This window comes from Pseudoalteromonas sp. US3C1013 (assembly GCF_048401115.1).
Taxonomy (GTDB): domain Bacteria; phylum Pseudomonadota; class Gammaproteobacteria; order Enterobacterales; family Alteromonadaceae; genus Pseudoalteromonas; species Pseudoalteromonas undina.
In genome coordinates this window covers 2,145,363-2,167,786 of sequence record NZ_CP183075.1, presented here as the reverse complement: position 1 = coordinate 2,167,786, position 22,424 = coordinate 2,145,363, and the positions used below count along the sequence as shown (strand labels likewise).

Below are 22,424 nucleotides of genomic sequence, written 5' to 3'. Positions count from 1 at the left end.
GCTCGGCTTTTTCGTTTGTGCTAATAGGGGGTTGTTCGTTACAATAGCGCCTCATTTCGCCAAACGGACTCACAATGAAAATTCTTGCCGATCAAAATATGCCTTTAGTTGAGCAATTCTTTAAAGATATGGGTGAGGTTGAACGATTTGATGGCAGGCAATTAACCCCTGAACAACTTATCGATGTTGATGTACTGCTTACCCGCTCAGTTACTCAAGTTAACAGTGAACTATTAGCACAGGCGAATAAACTAAGCTTTGTAGGTACCGCCACGATTGGTGTTGATCATATTGATACTGATTTGCTCAGTGCTAACAATATCGGCTTTACCAGTGCGCCTGGCTGTAATGCCATTGCCGTAGCTGAGTATGTAATAAGTAGCTTATTTGCATTAAGCCAAGAAAATGCCAGTCCGTTAAGTGGTAAAACAATCGGTATTGTGGGTGTAGGTAATATTGGCAGTTGTTTAGCGCAAAAGTTAAAAGCACTGAACGTTAATTTACTATTGTGCGATCCAATTAAGCATGAGCAAGGGCTATTAACCGAGCATGTTGAGCTTGATGAGCTATTAGCGCAGTCAGATATTGTTACTTTTCATGTGCCGTTGATTAAAACGGGTAGGCACAAAACCCTGCACATGCTTGATAAAACACGCTTAACTAAACTTAAATCTGGGTTAACGTTAATAAACGCCAGCCGAGGTGATGTAATTGACAATCAAGCCTTACTTGAAGTGATGCAAGCCGGAGCAGAACTCGATTTAGTGCTGGATGTTTGGGAAAATGAACCTAATATTTTAACTGAATTACTGGAGCACGTGCGCTATGCCAGTGTTCACATTGCAGGGCATACCCTTGAAGGTAAAGCGCGAGGTACACAAATGTTGTACCAGCGCTTATGTGAGCTCAAAGGGGTTAACGCAATAAAATCGCTTGATGATTTTTTACCGCCTCCTGCGATTAAAAAAGTCACCCTAGAAAGCAGTTTTAGCGAAACAGATATAGCCCGTTTAGTGCATTTAGTTTATGACGTACGCCGTGATGATGGCATTTTACTACGTCACTTGGCCGATGAAGGCTTTGACAGCTTACGAAAAAACTACCCAACCCGCCGTGAGTTTAGCACTGTGATGGTTGAAGGTGATAACACCGAGCTTGCTGCACTCGCCCAGCTTGGCTTTACCACAGTAAACTAATTTAATTAGCGCGGTTGTTTTAACCGTGCTTACAGAGGATGAAATATGTCGCAAAAATATAACGTTGCCGTACTCGGCGCTACCGGCCTTGTTGGTCGTCAAATCATTGAAACTTTGGAAGATCGTAAATTTCCGGTCGATCAGCTGTTTTTATTAGCAAGCAGCCGAAGTGCCGGCGAAGATATAAAGTTTCGTGGTGAGAGCATAGAAGTACGCGATGTTGAAGGCTTTGACTTTAGCCAAGCGCATATCGGCTTATTTTCTGCTGGTGGCAGTGTATCTGAAAAGTACGCGCCAATTGCTGCAGACGCAGGCTGTATTGTTATTGATAATACCTCACATTTTAGAAATGACTTTGAAGTACCGCTAATTGTGCCAGAAGTGAATGCAGCGAGTTTAGCTGATTTTAGAAACCGTAATATAATCGCTAATCCTAATTGTTCAACTATTCAAATGATGCTTGCGCTTAAACCTATTTATGATGCCTACGGTATTGATCGTATTAACGTTTCAACCTACCAAGCAGTGTCGGGTGCAGGTAAGGAAGCGGTTGATGAATTGGCAAAACAAACTGCAAATTTAATGAATGCACGCCCAATGGAAAACGACATTTTTCCTAAGCAAATTGCGTTTAATGTTATTCCGCAAATCGATAGCTTTGAAGATAATGGCTACACACGCGAAGAAATGAAAATGGTAAACGAAACGCATAAAATTTTAGGCGATACCACCATTGCAGTAAACCCGACTTGTGTTCGTGTACCGGTGTTTTTCGGTCATTCTGAGTCAATCAATATAGAAACGCGTATGCCTTATGACTTTGAGCATGTTAAGCAACTATTGGGCGATGCCCCTGGTATTGAGCTAATTGATGATGCGGGTGATTACCCAACAGCTGTCTCTGATGCCAGTGGTAACGACACTGTTTACATTGGCCGTTTACGTGCCGATATTTCACACCCACATGGATTAAATATGTGGGTAGTAAGTGATAACACCCGTAAAGGGGCAGCAACCAACAGTGTGCAAATAGCAGAAGAACTGATTGCTAATTATATGTAATTAGCCTGAATACAGTGATAATCCAATAAACGGCAAACCAAAGTGGTTTGCCGTTTTTTTTGTGCTTTAATTGCCATTTTTTTGCCACTTATAAACAACAGTAGTGTAAACACTTTGATAAACAACATAAAAATATTTTTATCTTGATGTTTAAGGTATTTATTTTCAATGCGTTGCGATGGATATTATGGCTTAACTGGTTTATAGTTTGTAACTGGAATAGAGCTTGCAATAAAAATAGATTGTAATAAAAATGTGCGTTAGCCACGTGGTTAACAACGGCAAGAATAATCAATGTTTAAGCGCCAATTGAAAGCGCTGTGTTAACATTTAAACATTAAAGGATCAGCATGCGCGGTTTCGTTTCACTTATTATATTAGCGTCTGCACTGATGGTAACGACTGTTTACTCTCAAGACAGTACTCAATTAAGAGGGCCCAAAGGCGCAGATTACGGCGCACAGGGGCGTTCTATTGGGCCAATAAAACCAACCGATACACTTTGGCGCATTGCCGTTAAGGTTCGTCCCGATAATTCAGTTAGCATTTACCAAGTTATGCAGGCCTTGTATAACAAAAACCCCAACTCATTTTTAGAACAAAATTTAAATCACATGCGAAGCGGTTCTTATTTAAAGATACCTACTTTGGCAGAAATTAGACGAGTAAACCCGCAATTAGCTAAGCAACGCTCTGAGCAAGATGATGACCTGTGGGAAAAAAAGAAAAATGGTACGCTTACTCAAGCAGAAATTAATTCAGCACAAACACAAGTCACGCAAGCTCGCAAAGCTGATGTTGATGAAGCTAAAAAAGAGTTACAACAAGAATTAAAAGCGATAAAAACAGACCAAGGTAATAAATTAGTTGAGCTTCAGCAGCAGTTTAAAAGTTCAGTTAGCAACGTAGAAGAGATCTTAGTTGAAAACAACAACCTAAAAAAACAGCTTACAGGTATTTCAAACGAGTTAGAAAACGTTCGCTTACAGCTTGGTCAAGACAGTGAAATACAGCAACAGTTAAAAGAATTAATCCTTAAGCAAAATGAGATTATTGCGCAGCAAAAATTAAAAGAGGTAGAGCAAGAGAGTGAATTTAGCTTTGCCGCGCTACTTTCGAATCCTTTAGTGCTGATTTTATTAATGACCATTCCGGCTTTATTGATCATTTTTGCCGTTGTTATGTGGTTGCGTAAGCGAAGTAATAATCAAGAGCCTGAAAGTGACGATGATGAGTTTATTCCACAAGCACCTGCTTTTACTGATCCGATAGATGAAGTGCCAGAGCCCACTCTTGATGAAGCGCCAGCCCCCGATCCACTTGATGATATAAGTGTGCAACTAGACGATAACATGGATGACGTGTTACTCGATGATGATGTTGATTTAAACGATGATCTCGACGACGACAGTCTTCTAGATCAAGATGAGTTAGAAAGCCTACTCAGTGATGATGTTGTTTTTGAAGACGAAAATACCGAAGACGATGAACTTGATGTTTTCATGCAACAAGACTTTGATAGCTCAGATGAAGATGAAACGGGCGATACAATTAATCTTGACGAATCGGATGATATTTTAAGTTCAGATGACTTAGATAGCCTGTTTGACGAAGAAGACGACGATGCTCTGCCAGATGAACCTAAAGGTGAATCGAATGATGATATGGCAGCACTTAGTGAAGAACTTGCTGAAGAGGGCGAAGACTTTAACATTGACGACTTGCTTGATGAGAATAATGAACAAGCAGATGATGTAACAGCACAAGCTGATGATGGCGAGTTTGATATAGACAGTTTACTCGATGCTGAGCAACCAGCTACTGAAGATCAGAGCGAAGAGCCAGATATCGACAGCTTAGTTGATGAAGATGACGAGTTTGATATTGATGACTTGCTCGATGCTGAGCAACCGGCTACTGAAGATCAAAGCGTAGAGCCAGATATCGACAGCTTAGTTGAAGAGGGCGACGAGTTTGATATTGACGACTTGCTCGATGCTGAGCAACCAGCTACTGAAGCTCAAACTGAAGAGCCTGATATCGACAGCTTAGTTGAAGAAGACGATGAAGTTGATATTGATGAATTGCTCGATGCTGAGCAACCAACTACTGAAGCTCAAATTGAAGAGCCAGATATCGACAGCTTAGTTGATGAAGACGATGAAGTTGATATTGATGAATTGCTCGATGCTGAGCAACCAACTACTGAAGCTCAAACTGAAGAGCCTGATATCGACAGCTTAGTTGAAGAAGATGATGAAGTTGATATTGATGGTTTGCTCGACGCTGAGCAACCAACTACTGAAGCTCAAACTGAAGAGCCAGACATCGACAGCTTAGTTGAAGAAGACGATGAAGTTGATATTGATGAATTGCTCGATGCTGAGCAACCGTCTACTGAAGCTCAAACTGAAGAGCCAGATATCGACAGCTTAGTTGAAGAAGACGATGAAGTTGATATTGATGAATTGCTCGATGCTGAGCAACCAACTACTACTGAAGCTCAAATTGAAGAGCCAGATATCGACAGCTTAGTTGAAGAAGACGAAGTAGATATTGACGATGTACTAGATACTGAGCAACCTGAAAGTGATGTTCATGATTCTGAAATAGATCATGCATTGGCGGACTCAATTGAAGATTTAACTGACGCGCAAGAAGAGTTAAATAGTGAAGATGTAGAATCTATCGCTTCATCTTTTGCTGAGCCTGAGCCTGAGCCTGAGCCTGAGCCTGAGCCTGAGCCTGAGCCTGAGCCTGAGGTAGAGCCAGAAATTGAAGCTGAGCCTGAACTTGAAGTAGAGCCTGAAATTGAAGTAGAGTCAGAGCCTGAAGTTGCAGCTGAGTCAGAAACTGCAGCTGAGCCTGAACTTGATGTTGAATCAGAAGATGATTTTACCGATACGTCTTCTAATTTACTCGATCCAGAAGACGCGCTTGATGAGTACAATGATGAAAACCTCGATAGCGTTGATGAGCTACTGAGCGAGTTAGAACAAACAAGTGATGATTATGTAGAAGCACCTGATTGGTCAGTTGATGGCTTAGACGAGCAATCTGAACCAGAAGCAGAGCCTGAGCTTGAAGCCGAGCCTGAACTTGAATCAGAGCCAGAGCTTGAAGCAGAGCCTGAACTTGAAGTCGAGCCTGAATTTGAAGCCGAGTCTGAACTTGAAGTAGAGCCAGAACTTGAAGTAGAGCCAGAACTTGAAGCCGAACCAGAGCTTGAAGCAGAGCCTGAACTTGAAGCCGAGCCTGAGCTTGAAGTCGAGCCTGAGCTTGAAGTCGAGCCTGAGCTTGAAGTCGAGCCTGAGCTTGAAGGCGAGCCAGAACTTGAAGTCGAGCCTGAGCTTGAAGTAGAGCCTGAACTTGAAGCAGAGCCTGAACTGGAAGCAGAGCCTGAACTTGAAGTAGAGCCTGAACTTGAAGCTGAGCCTGAACTTGAAGCAGAGCCTGAACTTGAAGTAGAGCCTGAACTTGAAGTAGAGCCTGAGCTTGAAGCCGAACCAGAACTTGAAGCCGAGCCTGAGCTTGAAGCAGAGTCTGAGCTTGAAGTCGAGCCAGAGCTTGAAGCAGAGCCTGAACATGAAGTCGAGCCTGAGCTTGAAGTAGAGCCTGAACTTGAAGCAGAGTCTGAGCTTGAAGTCGAGCCTGAGCTTGAAGCCGAGCCTGAACTGGAAGCAGAGCCTGAGCTTGAAGTAGAGCCAGAACTTGAAGCAGAGCCTGATGTTGGATCAGAAGATGATTTTACCGATACGTCTTCTACTTTACTCGACCCAGAAGATGCGCTTGACGAATACAACGATGAAAACTTCAAAAGTGTCGATGATCTTTTAAGTGAGCTTGAGCAAACAGGCGATGAGGATGAACAAGTACCTGATTGGTCAATGGATGACTTAGACGATGATCTTGATGAAGAGGAAATTGATTTAGGCGATGATCCGCTTGCTGGCGATATCCAAAGCAACGATTTATCGTCAGAAGACGATGAGCTATATGAGCCTGAAATAATCACCCCAAGTGAAGAACTTGAGGAGTATCCTGAGTTAGAGCTGGATGATGAACTGCCTTTATCTGATGAGGAACAACAATCTTTAACACCACAAGAGCTACAAGGTGATAATTTAGATGGTGATGCCTCAGGCATGTCTCCCAGTCAAGCAGAGCAAGATCTTGCTAATGCTCTATCAGCAGGTAACGATCTCGATAGCCTAGAAGATGACTTTGATGATGAGCTGTTACTTAACAACGAGTTTTCAGAGTTAGATATAGAGCAAGCTTTAGATAATGATATTTCAGAGTCTGCAGATCTGACTGAACAAGCTTCAGATGAGCAAGTTGTTAGCTCTAATGATAATTTTGACGATGATCAACTTGATGCGTTAACAGAGTCAGCTGAATTTACCGATCAGCAAACAAATGCTGATCGTGAAGCTGATTTAACGCAAACGTCAGTACCATCAGAATCAGAAATGATTTCAGATGATGAGCTAGATGATGAGTTCATGGCTGATTTAACACAAACAGATTTTGATTCATTACTGAATGAGTTGGCTGAACCTGATGATGTTGATTTAAGCGATAGCAGTGAATTCGATGTTGATTTTAATAGCTTACTTAATGAAGATTTAGCTGATGATAAAGCACCATCGTTGCAAGAGCCCATTGAGCAATCTGAGGTTACTGAGCCATTAGATCAAGATGACTTTGTTGATATTGATGCATTACTAGAGCAAAGTGATGATGCGGATACAGATCACGAACCTTACACCGACGTCGATATGGATGTTGGTTTGGGTGACTACGATTCACTACTTGCTGGTGATAACCCTATGGATGTTGATACTCAAAGTGGTGGTTACTCGGCAAAGCTTGATCTTGCTCACGCATATATAGAGATCGATGATGCTGACTCGGCAGTTAAAATTTTAGATGAGATTATTAATAATGGCCCAGACGATGTGCAAGAAGAAGCACAAAATCTAAAAGCTAAGCTGAAAAACTAACAATAGCTAATCCTGAAAAGGATATCTAAGCTGTAAAACCCGTTATTGGCTAACACTAATAACGGGTTTTTTGTATCGCATAGTTAGGAACCTTAGTTCGCTGCTTTTATTGGAACGCCATATAGCATAAAATGCAGCGTCGATTAGCACAGTAGGTAAAGCAGTAATTATGCGAGTAGCACTTGGAGTAGAATACAACGGCGCGCGTTACAGTGGTTGGCAGCGTCAATCTCATGTAAATAGCGTACAACAAGAAGTAGAAAAAGCGTTGTCGCGCATTTGTAATCATCCGGTTGAAATTGTATGTGCAGGGCGCACCGATGCCGGCGTGCATGGCACTGGTCAAGTTGTGCATTTTGATACCCATGCTGAGCGTGAAATGGTGGCCTTTACATTAGGCATGAATACCTTATTACCAAAAGACATTGCTATTCGTTTTGCCCAGCCTGTGGTTGAAGACTTTCATGCTCGCTTTAGTGCAACTGCTCGTCGTTATCGTTATGTGATTTATAATTATGCGTTTCGTGGTGCGGTATTAAATGAAGGTGTTACCCACTTTCATCATCCTTTAGATGAAGTGAAAATGCAGCAGGCTTGCCAATATTTATTAGGTGAGCACGATTTCACATCGTTTAGAGCGCTTCACTGCCAAGCTAATACGGCAACGCGAACGATTCATCATTTATCGGTACAGCGCCAAGGTGCTTATGTCATTATTGACATTAAAGCCAATGCGTTTTTACACCATATGGTACGTAATATTACCGGGTGTTTAATGGATATCGGTTTACATAAACATGAACCAATTTGGTTAAAAGAGTTGCTAGATGTTAAAGAGCGTGCCAAAGCGAGCGCCACAGCAAAAGCGGCGGGTTTATATTTAGTAGATGTTGATTACCCAGAACACTTTAATATTCCTAGAACGCCGTTGGGGCCATTGTTTTTAGCCGATACCGATATTTAAAAGGTAATCAGGTGGTTATTTTTATACGCTATTATTCGTAGGGCTAACTACTAAGACCAGTTTTTTATACCTTGATAGCGTAATTCATGTTTTAATTGGAAAAATTTGTTTGCATGGTTAACATGTAGACTCGCGACACAGAACAGCATTAAGAGAGTTGCAAATGAGTTGGCTAGAAAAAATCTTACCAAAAACGACTAAATCTTCAGGTCGTAAAGAAATTCCAGAAGGTGTATGGGCTAAATGTACGTCATGTGATTCAATTTTATATAAAGCAGAATTAGAAAAATCACTAAATGTATGCCCTAAGTGCGACCATCATATGCGTGTTAGTGGTCGTAAGCGTCTTGAACAATTTTTAGATGACGGTGACCGTCATGAATTAGGCGCTCAACACGAACCTAAAGATGTGCTTAAATTTAGAGACTCTAAAAAATACTCAGATCGTATTAATGCAGCTCAAAAGTCAAGCGGTGAAAAAGACGCACTGGTTGCAATGAAAGGGAACTTAAAAGGTATTCCGGTTGCTGCAGTTGCATTTGAATTCTCATTTATGGGTGGCTCAATGGCATCGGTTGTAGGTGCTCGCTTTGTTGACGCGGTTGACCAATGTTTAGAGCATAATATGCCGCTGATTTGTTTTTCTGCATCGGGCGGTGCACGTATGCAAGAGGCGCTAATGTCACTTATGCAAATGGCTAAAACCAGTGCTGCACTTGCTAAAATGACCGAAAAAGGCCTACCGTTCATCTCGGTAATGACTGACCCAACAATGGGTGGTGTATCAGCATCATTGGCAATGCTTGGTGATATTAATGTTGCAGAGCCTAAAGCTTTGATTGGTTTTGCAGGTCCGCGTGTTATTGAACAAACCGTGCGTGAAACACTGCCTGAGGGTTTCCAACGCAGTGAGTTTTTATTAGAGCACGGCGCAATCGACATGATTATTGACCGTCGAGAAATGCGCGATACGCTAGCACGTATCTTAGCAAAGTTTATGAACTTGCCTTCTACGGAACAAGAGCATAGAGTAGCGTAAATTTCAGCTTTACTGATTACATGCTATGACAAAAACAATTCCTAGCCAATCATCAAGCCTTGATGATTGGCTTTGTTATTTAGAGAGTGTTCACCCTGCTAATATAGAAATGGGCTTAGAGCGCGTTGCTCGTGTTGCTAACAACATAGAGCTTTTAACTTCCTCAAGTAAAATCATTCTTATTGCAGGCACCAATGGCAAAGGAACAACAGCACGTTGTTTAGAGTCATTATTATTAGCCCAGGGTTATTGTGTTGGCACCTATGCTTCACCTCATTTAGTTCGCTATAACGAACGTGTACGCGTTAATGGGGCAGAGCTTGACGATCAATACCATGTCGATGCGTTTAATTTACTAGAGCAAGGGCGTGGTGACACACCATTAACCTATTTTGAATATGGTACCTTAGGCGCGTTGGCTATATTTAAACGCTTAGAAGTTGACTACGTGTTGTTAGAGGTCGGTTTGGGCGGGCGTTTTGACGCGACCAATATTGTTACCCCATTTGCTAGTGTGATCACCACCATCGATTTAGATCATAAAGAATATTTAGGTGATACCCGTGAGCTGGTGGCTTATGACAAGGCGGGAATTTTTAGAGAGAGTACTCCGGCAATTATTGGGGATTTAAATATTCCGCATACAATGACCGATTATGGCAAAGAAATTAACGCTAATATGGTGTTATCGGGTAGTGACTTTATTTTTAAAGAGCATGAGCAAAGTTTTAGTTGGCAATTTAAAACACATAATCTCGATTTACCTAAACCGGCCATCCCGTGTCAAAATGTGGCCACTGCGTTAACGACATTGTCGGTGCTAGATTTATTACCAAGTGATGAAGTGATAACTCAGTGCATAGCCAACTTAGTGGTAGAAGGGCGCTTTCAACAATTAAGTGAGTCGCCATTAGTGTACACAGATGTGGCACATAACCCTGAATCGGCACGTTATTTAGCAACTAAGTTAGCAAGCTATAAAGATAAAGGCTTTAAAATTCATGCATTAGCCGCTATGCTTGCTGATAAAGATAAAGTCGGTGTGCTTAAAGAAGTGGCTGATGTAGTCGATGAATGGTCGTTGGCTAGCTTAGATGGCCCGCGAGGGGATAGTGCAGCTCATCTTCAACAGGCGCTTTCAAGTATACCCAATAGTCATTTTAAACAGGGTTATAGCAACGTAGAGGTAGCATTGGATGCTATTTTGCCAAGCCAGCCAAGTAATACACTATTGATTGTATTTGGCTCATTTTTTACCGTGGCTGGCGCTATTCATTACTTTAAAAAATAGAGAGGATGTCGGTGAACTCAGGTTTTATTAATCGCTTAGTCGGAACAAGTATTGTGGTGATCGCAGCAATTGTGTTTATTCCCAATATACTCGATGGTGAAAAAGTGCACTATAAAGAAGGCTTTAAAGCGATTCCAGAACGCTCTGAGTTCAAGACCATTGATTTACAAGAATCAATTGATCAGCAAGTGGCAAATGCAGAACCATTAAAAGAGGATGAAATTGAAAATATTCAGCCTGATGATGCTGCATTTGAGCAACAAAACAGCTCTGCTGAAACTGACGTTACTGCACAGCCAGCAATGGTTGAAGCGGTCATAGCCGATACAAAGCAAGGCACAGTCACTACCGAGCAAAATAACGCTACGCGTAATACCAATGAAAACTTAACAAGTATGGCGTATGTCATTCAGCTTGGTAGTTTTTCTCATGCGGCAAATGTAAAAGCGTTGCAAGCAAAGCTAAAAACGAAAGGTTTTAAAAGCTTTACTAGGCCAATTAAAACGCCAAATGGTACGTTAACTAAAGTATTTGTAGGGCCGTCATTAAGTAAAAATGAGCTGCAGTCCCAACTTCCCGCGCTGAAAGAACTAACTAAACTAAACGGTAAAGTTACTCAATTTGAAGTGGCAAAATAACTGAGTTGCTAATAGGTGGGTGTGCTTATAACTTAATATTGCACATTTACCTAACTTATACTCCATAAGTTAAGACTAGATCTCTACCTACTTTTAGCCTGTATATTTCACACTATTTTTTATCTAAAAACTGCATGTTTTTACTCACCTGCAATCTCACGCTTAAACTTGCATCACTGGGAGGTTTAGGTATAGAATGCGCCCAAAATTAGCGACTAATTGGTTCTTATGATCTGGGTTGATTACGCCATTATTGGCATTATTGCACTCTCTACCATCATCGGTTTAATACGCGGCTTTGTTAAAGAAGCTATGTCATTAGCGGTATGGGCAGGGGCTTTCATCATCTCCAGCTTATTTTATCAATATTTAGCTTCCTTCCTAACATCCATTTCTGAACCCCTTTTAAGAAATGCAGCGGCCATTGCCATATTATTCTTTGCGACGCTATTGTTAGGCGGTTTACTAAACTATATTTTAGGTGAGCTTGTACAGCGAACCGGATTATCCGGCACAGACCGTGTTTTTGGTGTGGTGTTTGGTGCTCTTCGAGGCGTGTTGGTCGTGAGCGCGTTACTCTTCTTTCTTGATGCTTTTACTGGTGCGCCAAATACGCATTGGTGGGGCAACTCTATTTTGATTCCAGAATTTGGCTTTGTAGTTGAATGGTTCTTTTCGTACCTAGAAAACAACTCGAGCTTTTTAAATTCAGTAAACCGTTAATCGGCGAGGATAAATTACATGTGTGGTATCGTTGGAATAGTCGGAACATCGCCAGTTAATCAGGCGATTTATGATGGCTTAACCGTTTTGCAACACCGTGGCCAAGATGCTGCGGGTATCATAACTATTGAGAACAATACATTTAGCTTGCGCAAAGCAAATGGCCTAGTGAAAGATGTATTTCACACTCGTCATATGAAACGTTTGCAAGGCAACATTGGCATTGGCCATGTGCGCTACCCAACAGCGGGTTCTTCAAGCTCGTCAGAGGCTCAGCCGTTTTACGTGAACTCTCCTTTTGGTATAGCACTTGCCCATAATGGTAACTTAACCAATGCAGAGTCGTTAAAAGAGCAGTTATTTTCAGAGGCACGTCGCCATGTTAATACTACCTCTGATTCTGAGATTTTACTTAACATCATGGCACATGAGCTAAGTAAGCCAGACAAACTAAAATTAGACCCTGAAGATATTTTTACAGCGGTTACTGAAGTTAACAATAAAGTGACGGGTGGTTATGCAACTATAGCTATGATTATCGGTCATGGTATTGTGGCGTTTCGCGATCCAAATGGTATCCGTCCTTTAGTATTTGGTAAACGTGAATCTGCTGCCGGTACTGAATATATGTTTGCATCAGAGAGTGTGGCGTTAAAGCCAGATGGCTTTGAGTTTATTCGTGACGTTGCCCCAGGCGAAGCTATTTACGTGACTGAAAAAGGCGAGTTTCATTCTTTTACCTGTGCAGATAAAGTGTCTTACTCACCATGTATTTTTGAATTTGTTTACTTTGCGCGCCCGGATTCAACCATTGACCGCATGTCGGTTTATGCTGCACGTGTAAATATGGGAACAAAACTAGGCGAGAAAGTAGCACGTGAGTGGGCCGATAAAGACATTGATGTCGTTATTCCTATCCCAGAAACTTCATGTGATATCGCTTTAGAAATGGCACGGGTACTTGATTTACCTTACCGCCAAGGATTTGTTAAAAATCGCTATATTGGCCGTACGTTTATTATGCCAGGCCAAGAGCTACGTAAAAAATCGGTACGTCAAAAACTCAATGCAATTGACCGTGAGTTTAAAGGTAAAAATGTCCTACTTGTTGATGATTCAATTGTACGTGGTACTACCTCAGCACAAATAGTTGAGATGGCACGCGAGTCTGGTGCTAAAAATGTTTACTTTGCGTCAGCTGCACCGGAAATACGCTTTCCAAATGTATACGGCATAGATATGCCATCGGCGGCTGAACTAATTGCACATGGCCGTGAAGTAGAAGATATTAACCAAAGCATTAGTTCTGATGGTTTAATCTTTCAATCATTAAGTGATTTAATTGCTGCAGTTAGCCAAGAAAACCCTGAAATCACTAAGTTTGAAACGTCAGTGTTTGATGGACAATACATTACTGGCGATGTTGATCAAGACTATCTAAATCGTATTGATAAGCTACGTAACGATTCTGCTAAAAGCACCCGCGAAAACGCGATGTCGTCTGGTTTAGAAATACATAACCAAGATGAAAACGAATCTGATTAACCGTGATAATACTGCCTGATAGCATTATCGGCGTTACAAAAAAAGGAGCTTAATCGCTCCTTTTTTGTTTTTCAATTTTTAGGTAAACATAGGGCTGATTATACCGTTGGTCCATAGCATGGCGGTAAGCGCTAAAATAATAACAAGTAGAATTAATCCACAGGTGACAACAGAGCTTGCATAAATAAAGCCGCGCTCCTGCGGAATGTGCATCAAAATAGGGACGCCGGTATACAGTAAATAAACTGAGTAAGCGAGTGCCACTAACCCAACACACACCACAAACCACAACTCAGGCCAAAAGGCAGCCAATGCCGACATAAACACCGGTGTTGCGGTATACGCTGCCAGCTCGATAGTTTGGGTAAAGGTTGGTTTAGCACCAAAAGTAACCGCCATCCAATGCGCTAAGTAGGCCAGTGCAAATACACCGCCAATTAAAGCAACATACATAGCCGCACCAATCATCAGTGCGCTTTCATGGGTTAAAAAAACTGGGTTACCTGTGCCTATACTCCAGCCTAGATAAACCGATGAGTAGTATCCCATTGCTGAGGGAAATAAAGCGATTAGCAAAATGTGCGATAAGCTGTAGGTTAAGCTTTCGTGACGGTTATCAATTGTTTGCCACTCTTCGAGTGGGTGGGCGTATAAGCCCCATAGGTGATTTAGTATCATTGCGTGCTCTCCATAAAAGGATATATTACTGTTTGGTTATAGTTGGTTTGTTTTTTATACAGTCCATTTAGTTATGGTTCAGTAACTAAGCAAAGTCAAGTTATCCACATGCTTGTAATAAGGGCGTGTGTTTATTTTATTCAGGGCGTTATTTCGTGTTAAAATACATAATCGCAATTTATAGCAATGAGTAGTCAGCGTGCCACATAGCCAGCTTTTAGAGCCAATTAACAACTTTTTATTATGCAGTACCCCCGATGAGTGGGTTGAACAGGCGACCAAAAAAGAAAATTTACCCATCATATTAATTGATCATTTAATTTGTGAGCTAAAAGCGGCACAAAGTGCCATGTTTTTAATCCGTAAGTATGCGGTAGATAAAGACAGCAGTGATGCACTGCTTGAGTGGCTAAAACCGTTTGAAACGCTTATTTATAAACGTGAGGGGAACTGGCGTGATTTAGCGGCTAAAAATAAACTGACAAAGTCTATTATTCCTAAATCTAACTCACCTTATGGACAAGACTTAATTGATAAAATGGTGATGTTAATAAAAGAAGAGTTGCATCACTTTTATCAAGTGTTGGAAATTATGGATGAATACGGCGTTGAATATAAAAGTATAACCCCATGTCGTTACGCTAAAGGTATGTTACGTAATGTTAAAACGTTTGAGCCCAATGCATTAGTTGATAAACTTATTGTAGGTGCGTACATAGAAGCGCGCTCATGTGAACGTTTTGCTGCGCTTGCCCCGCATGTAGATAAACGCTTAGGGGACTTTTATATTTCACTGCTTCGCTCAGAGGCTCGCCATTATCAAGATTACTTAACCCTTGCTCAAGAAATTGCTGACTTTGATATTACCGAGCGGGTAAAAGAATTTGCTGAAATAGAAGCGCATCTAATTACATCAGACGATGAAGACTTCAAATTTCATAGCGGCGTACCTATTACTGCTTGCCAACAACCCGCATAATTTACACATAAAGCTGCTACCAGTTAAACAGCAAACTGTTGTAGCAGCTAATTTTAATTAAATTCTTTTTAAATTAGACACATCCAATACCCTCACCTAATATTAGAATAACTATTTAAATTATTTAACTTATTGCTTTGTAATTCATTTTAATAACAAGGTCATACCTTATTTATTATTGGGTGAGAAGATATGCAAGATAAAGAGGGATTATTTGTATTTGCAGCTGAAGAAGAACAAGCAGATACAGAGCTGAAAGCATGGAAAATATTAACCGTTGAGGATGACCTTGATTATCAGAACGCGTTAGTTAATAGCTTAAAAGAATTAAAAGCCAAGGATGGTTATAAATACGAGCTTTTAACAGCAAATTCTGTGCCTGAGGCTGCTCTTGCGCTGAGTATGCATCCAGACATCGCACTCATATTTATAGATGTAGTAATGGAGGAGGATGACTCAGGTCTGCGTTTAGTAAATACTATTCGAGAGGTTATTGGTAACGCAGAAATGCGTATTGTGCTGTTAACAGGCCAACCTGGTTTTGCGCCAGAGAGCGATATCATGAAAGTACTTGATATCGATGAATACTGGAATAAATCAGATATTTCTGCCGAGAAGCTGCAATCAATTGTTAATAGTAACATGCGCACTTGGGAATATATTTCACAAATCAAGTCAGCCAAACAAGGTTTACAGTTGGTACTAGACGCGTCTAGAAGTATTAACGGTAAGCATGACATGGCCTCTTTTTCTTATGCTGTGCTTAAAGAAATTAGTAATATTTTAAAAATAACCGAAGGCGGCGGTATTTTCTGCTCGAGTAATACAAACCCTGGCTCTGAAAGTTTAATACTTTCTACACATGGTTGCTTTAGTGGCACTAAAGGGCAACCTGTGGAACCTAACCTGCCTGCAGAAATGCTGCAAGATTTTAAACAAGCGACCAGAGAGCGTCGTCATATATTCTCAAAAAATCACAGTGTGTTTTTTTTCGAAACGCATACTTTGCAAGGTCAGGATACTGACTACATAACGATTGTAAAATCTGATAACCCTATCAATGAGCAAAATGAATATTTACTTAAAGTATTTAGTGAAAATGTTAGCACGGGATTTGCTAATATTTCGTTGTTGAATCGCTTAACTGAACTTGCTTACACCGACGTATCACTTAACTTGCAAAACCGTAACTGGCTAACCCGTGAAATAAAGAATATGAATGCCCATGAGCGGCTAAAAACGCGATTAGTCATTTTTGATATTTATCAGTTTGATGAAAAAGCGTTTACTTTCGGGAATGACTTTTGTAATAAATTAATGAAGCTAGTTTACCAGAGTATAGTTGATTCTTTTGCTAAGTATGAACCACGCATAGCATTAATTAGTAATAAAACATTTGGCATGCTAGTCAGCGTTGACTTTGATATCTCTGATGCAATTAGTTACTTTCAAAATAAGCAAAAGTTCGAAATTGAACAGGTGAAGCAATATATTGATGTGCGTATATTGGAGTTGAAGTTAAGCGCTGCTTTAAACTTAACACCTGAAAAAGTGATTAGCTTAGCAGAGTCTAGTCTTAACTATACGGTGGCAAACCAAGCAAAGTATATTCAGCATACTGAGGAAAAAACAGATCAGATTACTCGTCGCTATGAGTTGATGGCTGAGCTTAGAACGGCTATAGGTAATAAAAGTTTAGAGGTGGCATTACAACCCAAAATCAGCTTATCAACCTTGAAACCAGCTGGTTTCGAAGCGCTCGCTAGGTGGCAAAGAGCCGATGGTAGTTTTGTTCCCCCCGACGAATTTATAGAATTAGCTGAAACAGCCGGATTAATTAATGAACTAGACCATGTAATTTTTGAGAAAATACTAGAGACTATTAATCAACTTAAAGAGCAAGGCTGCAACTTACCCGTTGCATTTAATGCATCCTCTTATGATTTAGTTGAACCAAGCTACTTTGAACAAATAAAAACTAAAATTGAAGAATACAGTATTTTGCCTTCTATGCTTGAGCTAGAGGTGACAGAGACACAAGCTATAAGCAACTATAGTTTAATTAAAGAAGCGCTTGAGCGGTTCATTGCTTTGGGTATGAAAGTCAGTATTGATGACTTTGGTACAGGGTATTCGTCTTTGGCTCACATTAATGAAATACCGTCTACGTCGATAAAAATAGATCGCTACTTTGTTAGTGACCTTGAGTTTAATGACAATAATCAATACATGATTAAGATGATATTGTCTTTGGCAAAGCAATTTGACTTTTCGGTGATTGCTGAAGGCGTTGAGAATGAATTTGAGGCCCAGTGGTTACAACAGCAGGGGTGTGAAACGGCTCAAGGTTACTACTTTGCTAAGCCATTATTTTTCAAAGATTTAATAGTGTGGCTAAAACAGTTTGAAGTGAGTGCGAATGAATAGCCTTAACAGCTTGCCGGTCGGCTCAAAAAAAAGTGTGCTGATAAAGTCTTTGTTTAGTTTATTTATTACTTTATTTGTTGGCTGGCTTATTTATGAACAAGTATATCAAGAAAAAATAAACACCATAAAAACCAAACAAGATGAAAAGTTAGTACTTATAAGTAGTGATTTTTCCAGAGAGCTCAGCAGTATTAAAAAGCTCACGCTTATACTGGCACAGGGACCCGCATTAAAAAGTGATAAACAAGGCAAACCCTTTCAACAAGAACAAATCAGAGATGAGGTAAATAACTATTTTTTAAATTTCGCCGCTATCTCTAATAATATCTCGCAAATCCGCTGGCTTGATACTCAAGGTCAGGAGCAATACCGTATTAATGTAGTGAATGGTGCAGGCGAAATTGTAGCGCCCGATGGGTTGCAAAATAAGCAAAACCGTTACTACTTTCAAAAAGGGATGCAAATTAGTGCGCCTGATATTTTTGCTACAGAAATAGATTTAAACATAGAACGCAACAAAATTATAAAACCACACCAACCAACAATCCGTGTAACCTACCGTACTAGCGAAGAAAATTACTTTTTAGATGGCCTATTGGTGGTCAATTTTAACTTAGATTATCTATTTAATCAGATCAAAAGCTATAGCCAAGAAAGTACTCATATCAGCATTTTGAATCATGATGGTTTTTGGTTGTTAAATAAAGATTCTCGCTTAGAGTGGGGGTTTATGTATGGTAAGAATGAGCAAACGCTTGCCATTCAAGAACCACGGCTTTGGCAGCAAATTATTGATGGCAAAGTCGAGTATGGTTCGCATTTTTTTAATAATAGTCTTTATACATATAGACGTTTTTCTATTTTTTCGCTACGTGAAAACACAGAAAAGATCAGTAACACCGATAAAGAGTTAATTATTCTTATCAGTAGCCCCGATGAACTTCTATTAAGCGCGCAAAAAGTCGCATTAAAGCTAGCTCTTTTATGCAGCAGCGTACTCTGCTTAGTAAGTTTTGGCTTTATTTATCGTGAGTATAGGTTTCAAAACCAGTTATTAACTCTGTCGCATAAGTTGCATATAGAAAAAGTAGAGCTGGGCATTGTCAATCGAGAGCTTGACGAAACGATTAAACAACAACAAAAATTACAAGAGGGGTTAATTGAAGCGCAAAAATTATCTTCACTCGGGTTGTTAGTTGCTGGTGTTGCCCATGAGATGAATACCCCGATTGGAGGAGCCGTTATTTCGGTTTCTAATGCCGATATGGCATTGAATAAATTAAATGAAGCCATGACGCAAGGGCTAACTAAATCAACCCTAGAAGACACAACTACACGCATTGGAGAGAACTTAGCACTGGCAAAAGTTAACTTAAATAAAACAGCGGTGTTGGTGAAAAACTTTAAAAAAATGGCGATTGACCGCCATAATGATGAGTTTATTGCATGTGATATTGAAAAAATCATTCAAGAGTTATTATTGACATTAAACTCTAGGTTAAAAAGCTCGCCGATAAAAGTGAAAACTATTTTTTCACTTAATAAACAAGTGGTTAGTTTGCCGGGTATCATTTCTCAGGTTGTTGAAAACTTAGTGATCAATGCGCTAAATCACGCTTTTGATGAAAAGCAGGAGGGCGTAATTGAAATAAAAGTTGAACAAGCGACTAATAATAGGGTGAGGCTGAGCGTGTCAGATAATGGTAAAGGTATTAACGCTGAGATAAAGGCAGATATATTTGAACCCTTTTATACTACAGCTAGAGGTAAAGGTAACACGGGTTTAGGTTTATATATGGTTTATCAATGGGTAACTCAAGTTTTAAAAGGGGAGATTTCGTTGCAATCTGATCTAGGCGGTAATGAAGACTACAAAACACAATTTGTTATTTTACTGCCAGAGCTTGCCACAAAAACTCATTACAATTAATTGTTAGGAGCGTTATAAAGGCGTTGAAATTAATTGTTGTGACTCGGGGGTAACCACTAAATATGAACCTTGAGTATACCAATCGCCTAACACAGTGCGAGTTAGGGTTTGGTTATTAACTTCATAGGTATGTACATTAGGGCGGTGAGTATGGCCGTGGATCATATTAGCCACGTTATGCTTAGCAAAGGTCTCTAATACAGCGCTTTGCACTACATCAAGTATTTCTATAGGTTTGTCTGCTTGACTAAGTTTACTTTTTTCACGTGCATCACGGGCTATTTTCTTTCGATACCATAATGGCATAGCAAGCATTAATTTGGGCCACCACCAACCACGACTTTTTTGACGAAACTTTTGATACTCAATATCCTGAGTACACATTTCATCACCATGTAAAATTACAGTGGGAGTGCCGTAAAGGTCGATCACTGTTTGCTCATCGAGTAGAGTCATTCCTGCCATATTGGCGTATTTTTCACGCATGATAAAATCGCGATTACCGTGTACAAAATAAATGGGGATACCCGAGTTACTAACTGCTTTTAATTGTTTGGAAACTGCTGCTGATAGTTCGCTAACATAATCGTCACCAACCCACACTTCAAAAAAATCACCTAAAATATACAGCGCATCTACTTTTTGAGGAGCAATATGGGAGTGTAAAAATTTAAAAAATGCCGCTGTAATATCAGGGCGATTTTCACTCAAATGTAAATCGGCAATAAAGTAGGTTTGGCGAGTCATGGTGATTCCAGTTAAATAAAAGCGGGTGAATACCCGCTTTATGTATTCTGTGAAGAATAAGGGGGTTTTAGCTTACAGTTACACTTTCAATTACCACATCTTCAAGTGGTACATCTTGGTGAAAACCATTGCTACCTGTAGCAACACCTTTGATTTTATTTACTACGTCCATGCCTTCTACTACTTCAGCAAACACACAGTAACCCCAACCTTGCGATGTTTCGCTGTTGTGGTTTAAAAAGTCGTTGTTATTCACGTTAATGAAAAATTGCGCTGTAGCTGAGTGTGGATCAGGCGTACGCGCCATTGCTAAAGTACCTACTTTGTTAGATAGGCCGTTGTTAGCTTCATTTTCAATTGGGTCGTTTACTTCTTTTTGTTCCATGCCCGATGCAAAACCACCGCCTTGAACCATAAAACCATCAATTACACGGTGAAAAATAGTGCCGTTATAAAAACCTGAGTTTGCATACTCTAAAAAGTTTTTTACTGTATTTGGAGCTTCGCTTTCGTGCATTTTAATGGTGATATCACCAAAGTTTGTGTGTAGAACAACCATGAGGTTTCCTATAGCTGGTTTAAATATTGGTGCTATTTTATCGTAGTTGACTCAGATTAACAAAGTAGATGTTATGTTTGTTATAAACCGCTAGAGCCCATGCTTAGCAAGTGGTAACATAGCTTTTCTGTTAATCGTGAAGGAAAGCAACTAAATGGTACAAATATACAACACACTGACACGCCAAAAAGAACAATTTAAACCTATGGTCGATGGAAAAATCGACATGTATGTGTGTGGTATCACCATTTATGATTACTGTCACATTGGCCATGCACGCACATTTGTGGGTTTTGATGTGATTGTTCGCTATCTTCGTCATTTAGGTTACGACTTAAAGTACGTACGTAATATTACCGATGTTGATGATAAAATTATTAAGCGCGCAAATGAAAACGGTGAGGCGATTAACGACTTAACCGTGCGTATGACTAAAGCCATGCATGAAGACTTTGACAGTTTAAATATGCTACGTCCTGATGTAGAGCCAACGGTTACAGGTCACATGGATGAAATTATTGCTATGGTTGAGCGTTTGATTGCCAAAGGCCATGCTTATGTTGCAGCCGATGGCGACGTTTTATTTGATGTATCAACCTTTGAGCAATACGGAGCACTTTCGCAGCAAGATTTAACTATGCTGCAATCGGGGTCACGTGTTGAAGTAGCGCAAGATAAAGACGATCCTCTTGATTTTGTTTTATGGAAAAAAGCTAAAGCAGGGGAGCCATCGTGGTCTTCACCTTGGGGAGAGGGGCGCCCTGGGTGGCATATAGAATGTTCAGCGATGAGTTCAAAGCACCTAGGTGAGCACTTTGATATTCATGGTGGTGGTTCAGATTTACAGTTCCCACATCACGAAAACGAAATTGCGCAATCATGCTGTGCTAATAACGGTCAATACGTCAATACTTGGATCCACACCGGTATGGTTCAAGTGAACAAAGAAAAGATGTCTAAATCATTAGATAACTTTTTTACCGTTCGTGAAGTATTAAAGCAATACGATGCTGAGTCGGTTCGCTACTTTTTAATTTCTGGCCATTACCGCAGTCAACTTAATTACTCGCAAGAAAACTTAGACCAAGCACGTTCATCACTTGAGCGTATTTACACGGCATTACGTGGTGTTGAGCCAGTTGAATGTGAGCTTGAGGGTAATGAGTATGTAGCTAAGTTTAGAAAAGCTATGAATGATGACTTTAATTCGCCAGAAGCATTACCGGTTGTATTTGAAGTTGCTAAAGAGCTAAACCGAGTAAAAGAAAGTGATAGCGAAAAAGCAGGACATTTAGCCTTTGTTCTACGCAGCTTAGGTGAAATACTTGGTATTGCTCAGCAAGCACCAGAGGCATTTTTACAAGGCGGTCAAAACGACGATGAAGTGGCTGAAATTGAGGCACTGATAGTCAAACGTAATGACGCACGTGCCAGTAAAAATTGGGCTGCAGCAGATGAAGCTCGCGATGCTTTAAATGCACTGGGTGTAATACTTGAAGATTCAGCGGGAAAAACAACGTGGCGTAAAGCATAGGGTTTGTCGACCTTGGCAGATTTAGCCATAACGCGCTGATCACAAAAAAAGGGTTACCATAGGGTAACCCTTTTTTGGTTATATCAATTGCATTAAATTGATTATG

At 40.3% G+C, this 22,424-nt stretch carries 16 protein-coding genes; 13 read left to right on the top strand and 3 right to left on the bottom strand.

What is annotated here, in order from left to right:
- Positions 1-74 precede the first annotated feature (74 nt).
- The 9 genes from ACNSN2_RS10110 to purF all read left to right on the top strand — a co-directional run bounded on the left by ACNSN2_RS10110 (position 75) and on the right by purF (position 13,464).
- A complete protein-coding gene (locus tag ACNSN2_RS10110; protein ID WP_418607233.1) occupies positions 75-1,196 on the top strand; it encodes a 4-phosphoerythronate dehydrogenase in 1,122 nt (373 codons plus the stop codon).
- A 45-nt stretch (positions 1,197-1,241) separates the two neighbouring features.
- Positions 1,242-2,258 carry an aspartate-semialdehyde dehydrogenase gene (locus ACNSN2_RS10105; protein ID WP_418607232.1) on the top strand — a complete coding sequence of 339 codons (1,017 nt, stop codon included), beginning with the start codon at positions 1,242-1,244 and terminating at the stop codon, positions 2,256-2,258.
- 350 nt (positions 2,259-2,608) lie between these two features.
- Complete coding sequence (locus ACNSN2_RS10100) at positions 2,609-7,264, top strand: FimV/HubP family polar landmark protein (protein WP_418607231.1); 4,656 nt, start codon at positions 2,609-2,611, stop codon at positions 7,262-7,264.
- 169 nt (positions 7,265-7,433) lie between these two features.
- Entirely contained in the window at positions 7,434-8,228 is a 795-nt protein-coding gene (gene truA, locus ACNSN2_RS10095) for a tRNA pseudouridine(38-40) synthase TruA (protein WP_008111070.1), read from the top strand.
- A gap of 163 nt (positions 8,229-8,391) precedes the next feature.
- Positions 8,392-9,267 (top strand): acetyl-CoA carboxylase, carboxyltransferase subunit beta, encoded by an 876-nt coding sequence (accD, locus tag ACNSN2_RS10090; RefSeq protein WP_008111068.1) that lies wholly within the window; start codon positions 8,392-8,394, stop codon positions 9,265-9,267.
- A 25-nt stretch (positions 9,268-9,292) separates the two neighbouring features.
- A complete protein-coding gene (gene folC / locus ACNSN2_RS10085) occupies positions 9,293-10,558 on the top strand; it encodes a bifunctional tetrahydrofolate synthase/dihydrofolate synthase (RefSeq protein WP_054202394.1) in 1,266 nt (421 codons plus the stop codon).
- A gap of 11 nt (positions 10,559-10,569) precedes the next feature.
- Positions 10,570-11,196, top strand: a complete 627-nt coding sequence (locus tag ACNSN2_RS10080) for an SPOR domain-containing protein (RefSeq protein ID WP_054202492.1) — start codon at positions 10,570-10,572, stop codon at positions 11,194-11,196.
- Between the two features lie 228 nt (positions 11,197-11,424).
- Positions 11,425-11,919 carry a CvpA family protein gene (locus ACNSN2_RS10075; protein WP_008111063.1) on the top strand — a complete coding sequence of 165 codons (495 nt, stop codon included), beginning with the start codon at positions 11,425-11,427 and terminating at the stop codon, positions 11,917-11,919.
- An 18-nt stretch (positions 11,920-11,937) separates the two neighbouring features.
- Entirely contained in the window at positions 11,938-13,464 is a 1,527-nt protein-coding gene (gene purF / locus ACNSN2_RS10070; protein WP_008468349.1) for an amidophosphoribosyltransferase, read from the top strand.
- A gap of 78 nt (positions 13,465-13,542) precedes the next feature.
- Here purF and ACNSN2_RS10065 read toward each other — a convergent pair whose 3' ends face one another.
- Entirely contained in the window at positions 13,543-14,142 is a 600-nt protein-coding gene (locus ACNSN2_RS10065; RefSeq protein WP_008111059.1) for a Yip1 family protein, read from the bottom strand.
- A 199-nt stretch (positions 14,143-14,341) separates the two neighbouring features.
- Between ACNSN2_RS10065 and miaE the strand changes: the two genes are divergently transcribed.
- From miaE to ACNSN2_RS10050, 3 genes are all read left to right on the top strand, one after another.
- Positions 14,342-15,121: a tRNA isopentenyl-2-thiomethyl-A-37 hydroxylase MiaE gene (miaE, locus tag ACNSN2_RS10060; protein WP_054202395.1), complete on the top strand. Its 780-nt coding sequence runs from the start codon at positions 14,342-14,344 to the stop codon at positions 15,119-15,121.
- Positions 15,122-15,313: 192 nt separating this feature from the next.
- Complete coding sequence (locus tag ACNSN2_RS10055) at positions 15,314-17,548, top strand: EAL domain-containing protein (RefSeq protein ID WP_054202396.1); 2,235 nt, start codon at positions 15,314-15,316, stop codon at positions 17,546-17,548.
- The gene (locus tag ACNSN2_RS10050; RefSeq protein ID WP_054202397.1) at positions 17,541-19,478 is read left to right on the top strand and encodes a sensor histidine kinase; all 1,938 of its coding nucleotides are present in this window, start codon (positions 17,541-17,543) and stop codon (positions 19,476-19,478) included. The genes ACNSN2_RS10055 and ACNSN2_RS10050 overlap by 8 nt, the downstream gene beginning before the upstream one ends.
- 12 nt (positions 19,479-19,490) lie before the next feature.
- Here ACNSN2_RS10050 and ACNSN2_RS10045 read toward each other — a convergent pair whose 3' ends face one another.
- Together ACNSN2_RS10045 and ACNSN2_RS10040 are read right to left on the bottom strand one after the other, a co-directional pair.
- On the bottom strand, positions 19,491-20,225 hold the full coding sequence (locus tag ACNSN2_RS10045; RefSeq protein WP_054202398.1) for a UDP-2,3-diacylglucosamine diphosphatase: 735 nt from the start codon (positions 20,223-20,225) through the stop codon (positions 19,491-19,493).
- Positions 20,226-20,292: 67 nt separating this feature from the next.
- The gene (locus ACNSN2_RS10040) at positions 20,293-20,784 is read right to left on the bottom strand and encodes a peptidylprolyl isomerase (protein ID WP_418607226.1); all 492 of its coding nucleotides are present in this window, start codon (positions 20,782-20,784) and stop codon (positions 20,293-20,295) included.
- 154 nt (positions 20,785-20,938) lie between these two features.
- Here ACNSN2_RS10040 and cysS point away from each other — a divergent pair, with 154 nt between their 5' ends.
- Positions 20,939-22,318 carry a cysteine--tRNA ligase gene (gene cysS / locus ACNSN2_RS10035; protein ID WP_008111049.1) on the top strand — a complete coding sequence of 460 codons (1,380 nt, stop codon included), beginning with the start codon at positions 20,939-20,941 and terminating at the stop codon, positions 22,316-22,318.
- Positions 22,319-22,424 lie beyond the last annotated feature (106 nt).

Bases quoted from the DNA above. Each gene is read 5' to 3' on its own strand.
- ACNSN2_RS10110 (WP_418607233.1), top strand. From the start codon at position 75: ATGAAAATTCTTGCCGATCAAAATATGCCTTTAGTTGAGCAATTCTTT.
- ACNSN2_RS10105 (WP_418607232.1), top strand. From the start codon at position 1,242: ATGTCGCAAAAATATAACGTTGCCGTACTCGGCGCTACCGGCCTTGTT.
- ACNSN2_RS10100 (WP_418607231.1), top strand. From the start codon at position 2,609: ATGCGCGGTTTCGTTTCACTTATTATATTAGCGTCTGCACTGATGGTA.
- truA (WP_008111070.1), top strand. From the start codon at position 7,434: ATGCGAGTAGCACTTGGAGTAGAATACAACGGCGCGCGTTACAGTGGT.
- accD (WP_008111068.1), top strand. From the start codon at position 8,392: ATGAGTTGGCTAGAAAAAATCTTACCAAAAACGACTAAATCTTCAGGT.
- folC (WP_054202394.1), top strand. From the start codon at position 9,293: ATGACAAAAACAATTCCTAGCCAATCATCAAGCCTTGATGATTGGCTT.
- ACNSN2_RS10075 (WP_008111063.1), top strand. From the start codon at position 11,425: ATGATCTGGGTTGATTACGCCATTATTGGCATTATTGCACTCTCTACC.
- purF (WP_008468349.1), top strand. From the start codon at position 11,938: ATGTGTGGTATCGTTGGAATAGTCGGAACATCGCCAGTTAATCAGGCG.
- ACNSN2_RS10065 (WP_008111059.1), bottom strand. From the start codon at position 14,142: ATGATACTAAATCACCTATGGGGCTTATACGCCCACCCACTCGAAGAG.
- ACNSN2_RS10055 (WP_054202396.1), top strand. From the start codon at position 15,314: ATGCAAGATAAAGAGGGATTATTTGTATTTGCAGCTGAAGAAGAACAA.
- ACNSN2_RS10050 (WP_054202397.1), top strand. From the start codon at position 17,541: ATGAATAGCCTTAACAGCTTGCCGGTCGGCTCAAAAAAAAGTGTGCTG.
- ACNSN2_RS10045 (WP_054202398.1), bottom strand. From the start codon at position 20,225: ATGACTCGCCAAACCTACTTTATTGCCGATTTACATTTGAGTGAAAAT.
- ACNSN2_RS10040 (WP_418607226.1), bottom strand. From the start codon at position 20,784: ATGGTTGTTCTACACACAAACTTTGGTGATATCACCATTAAAATGCAC.
- cysS (WP_008111049.1), top strand. From the start codon at position 20,939: ATGGTACAAATATACAACACACTGACACGCCAAAAAGAACAATTTAAA.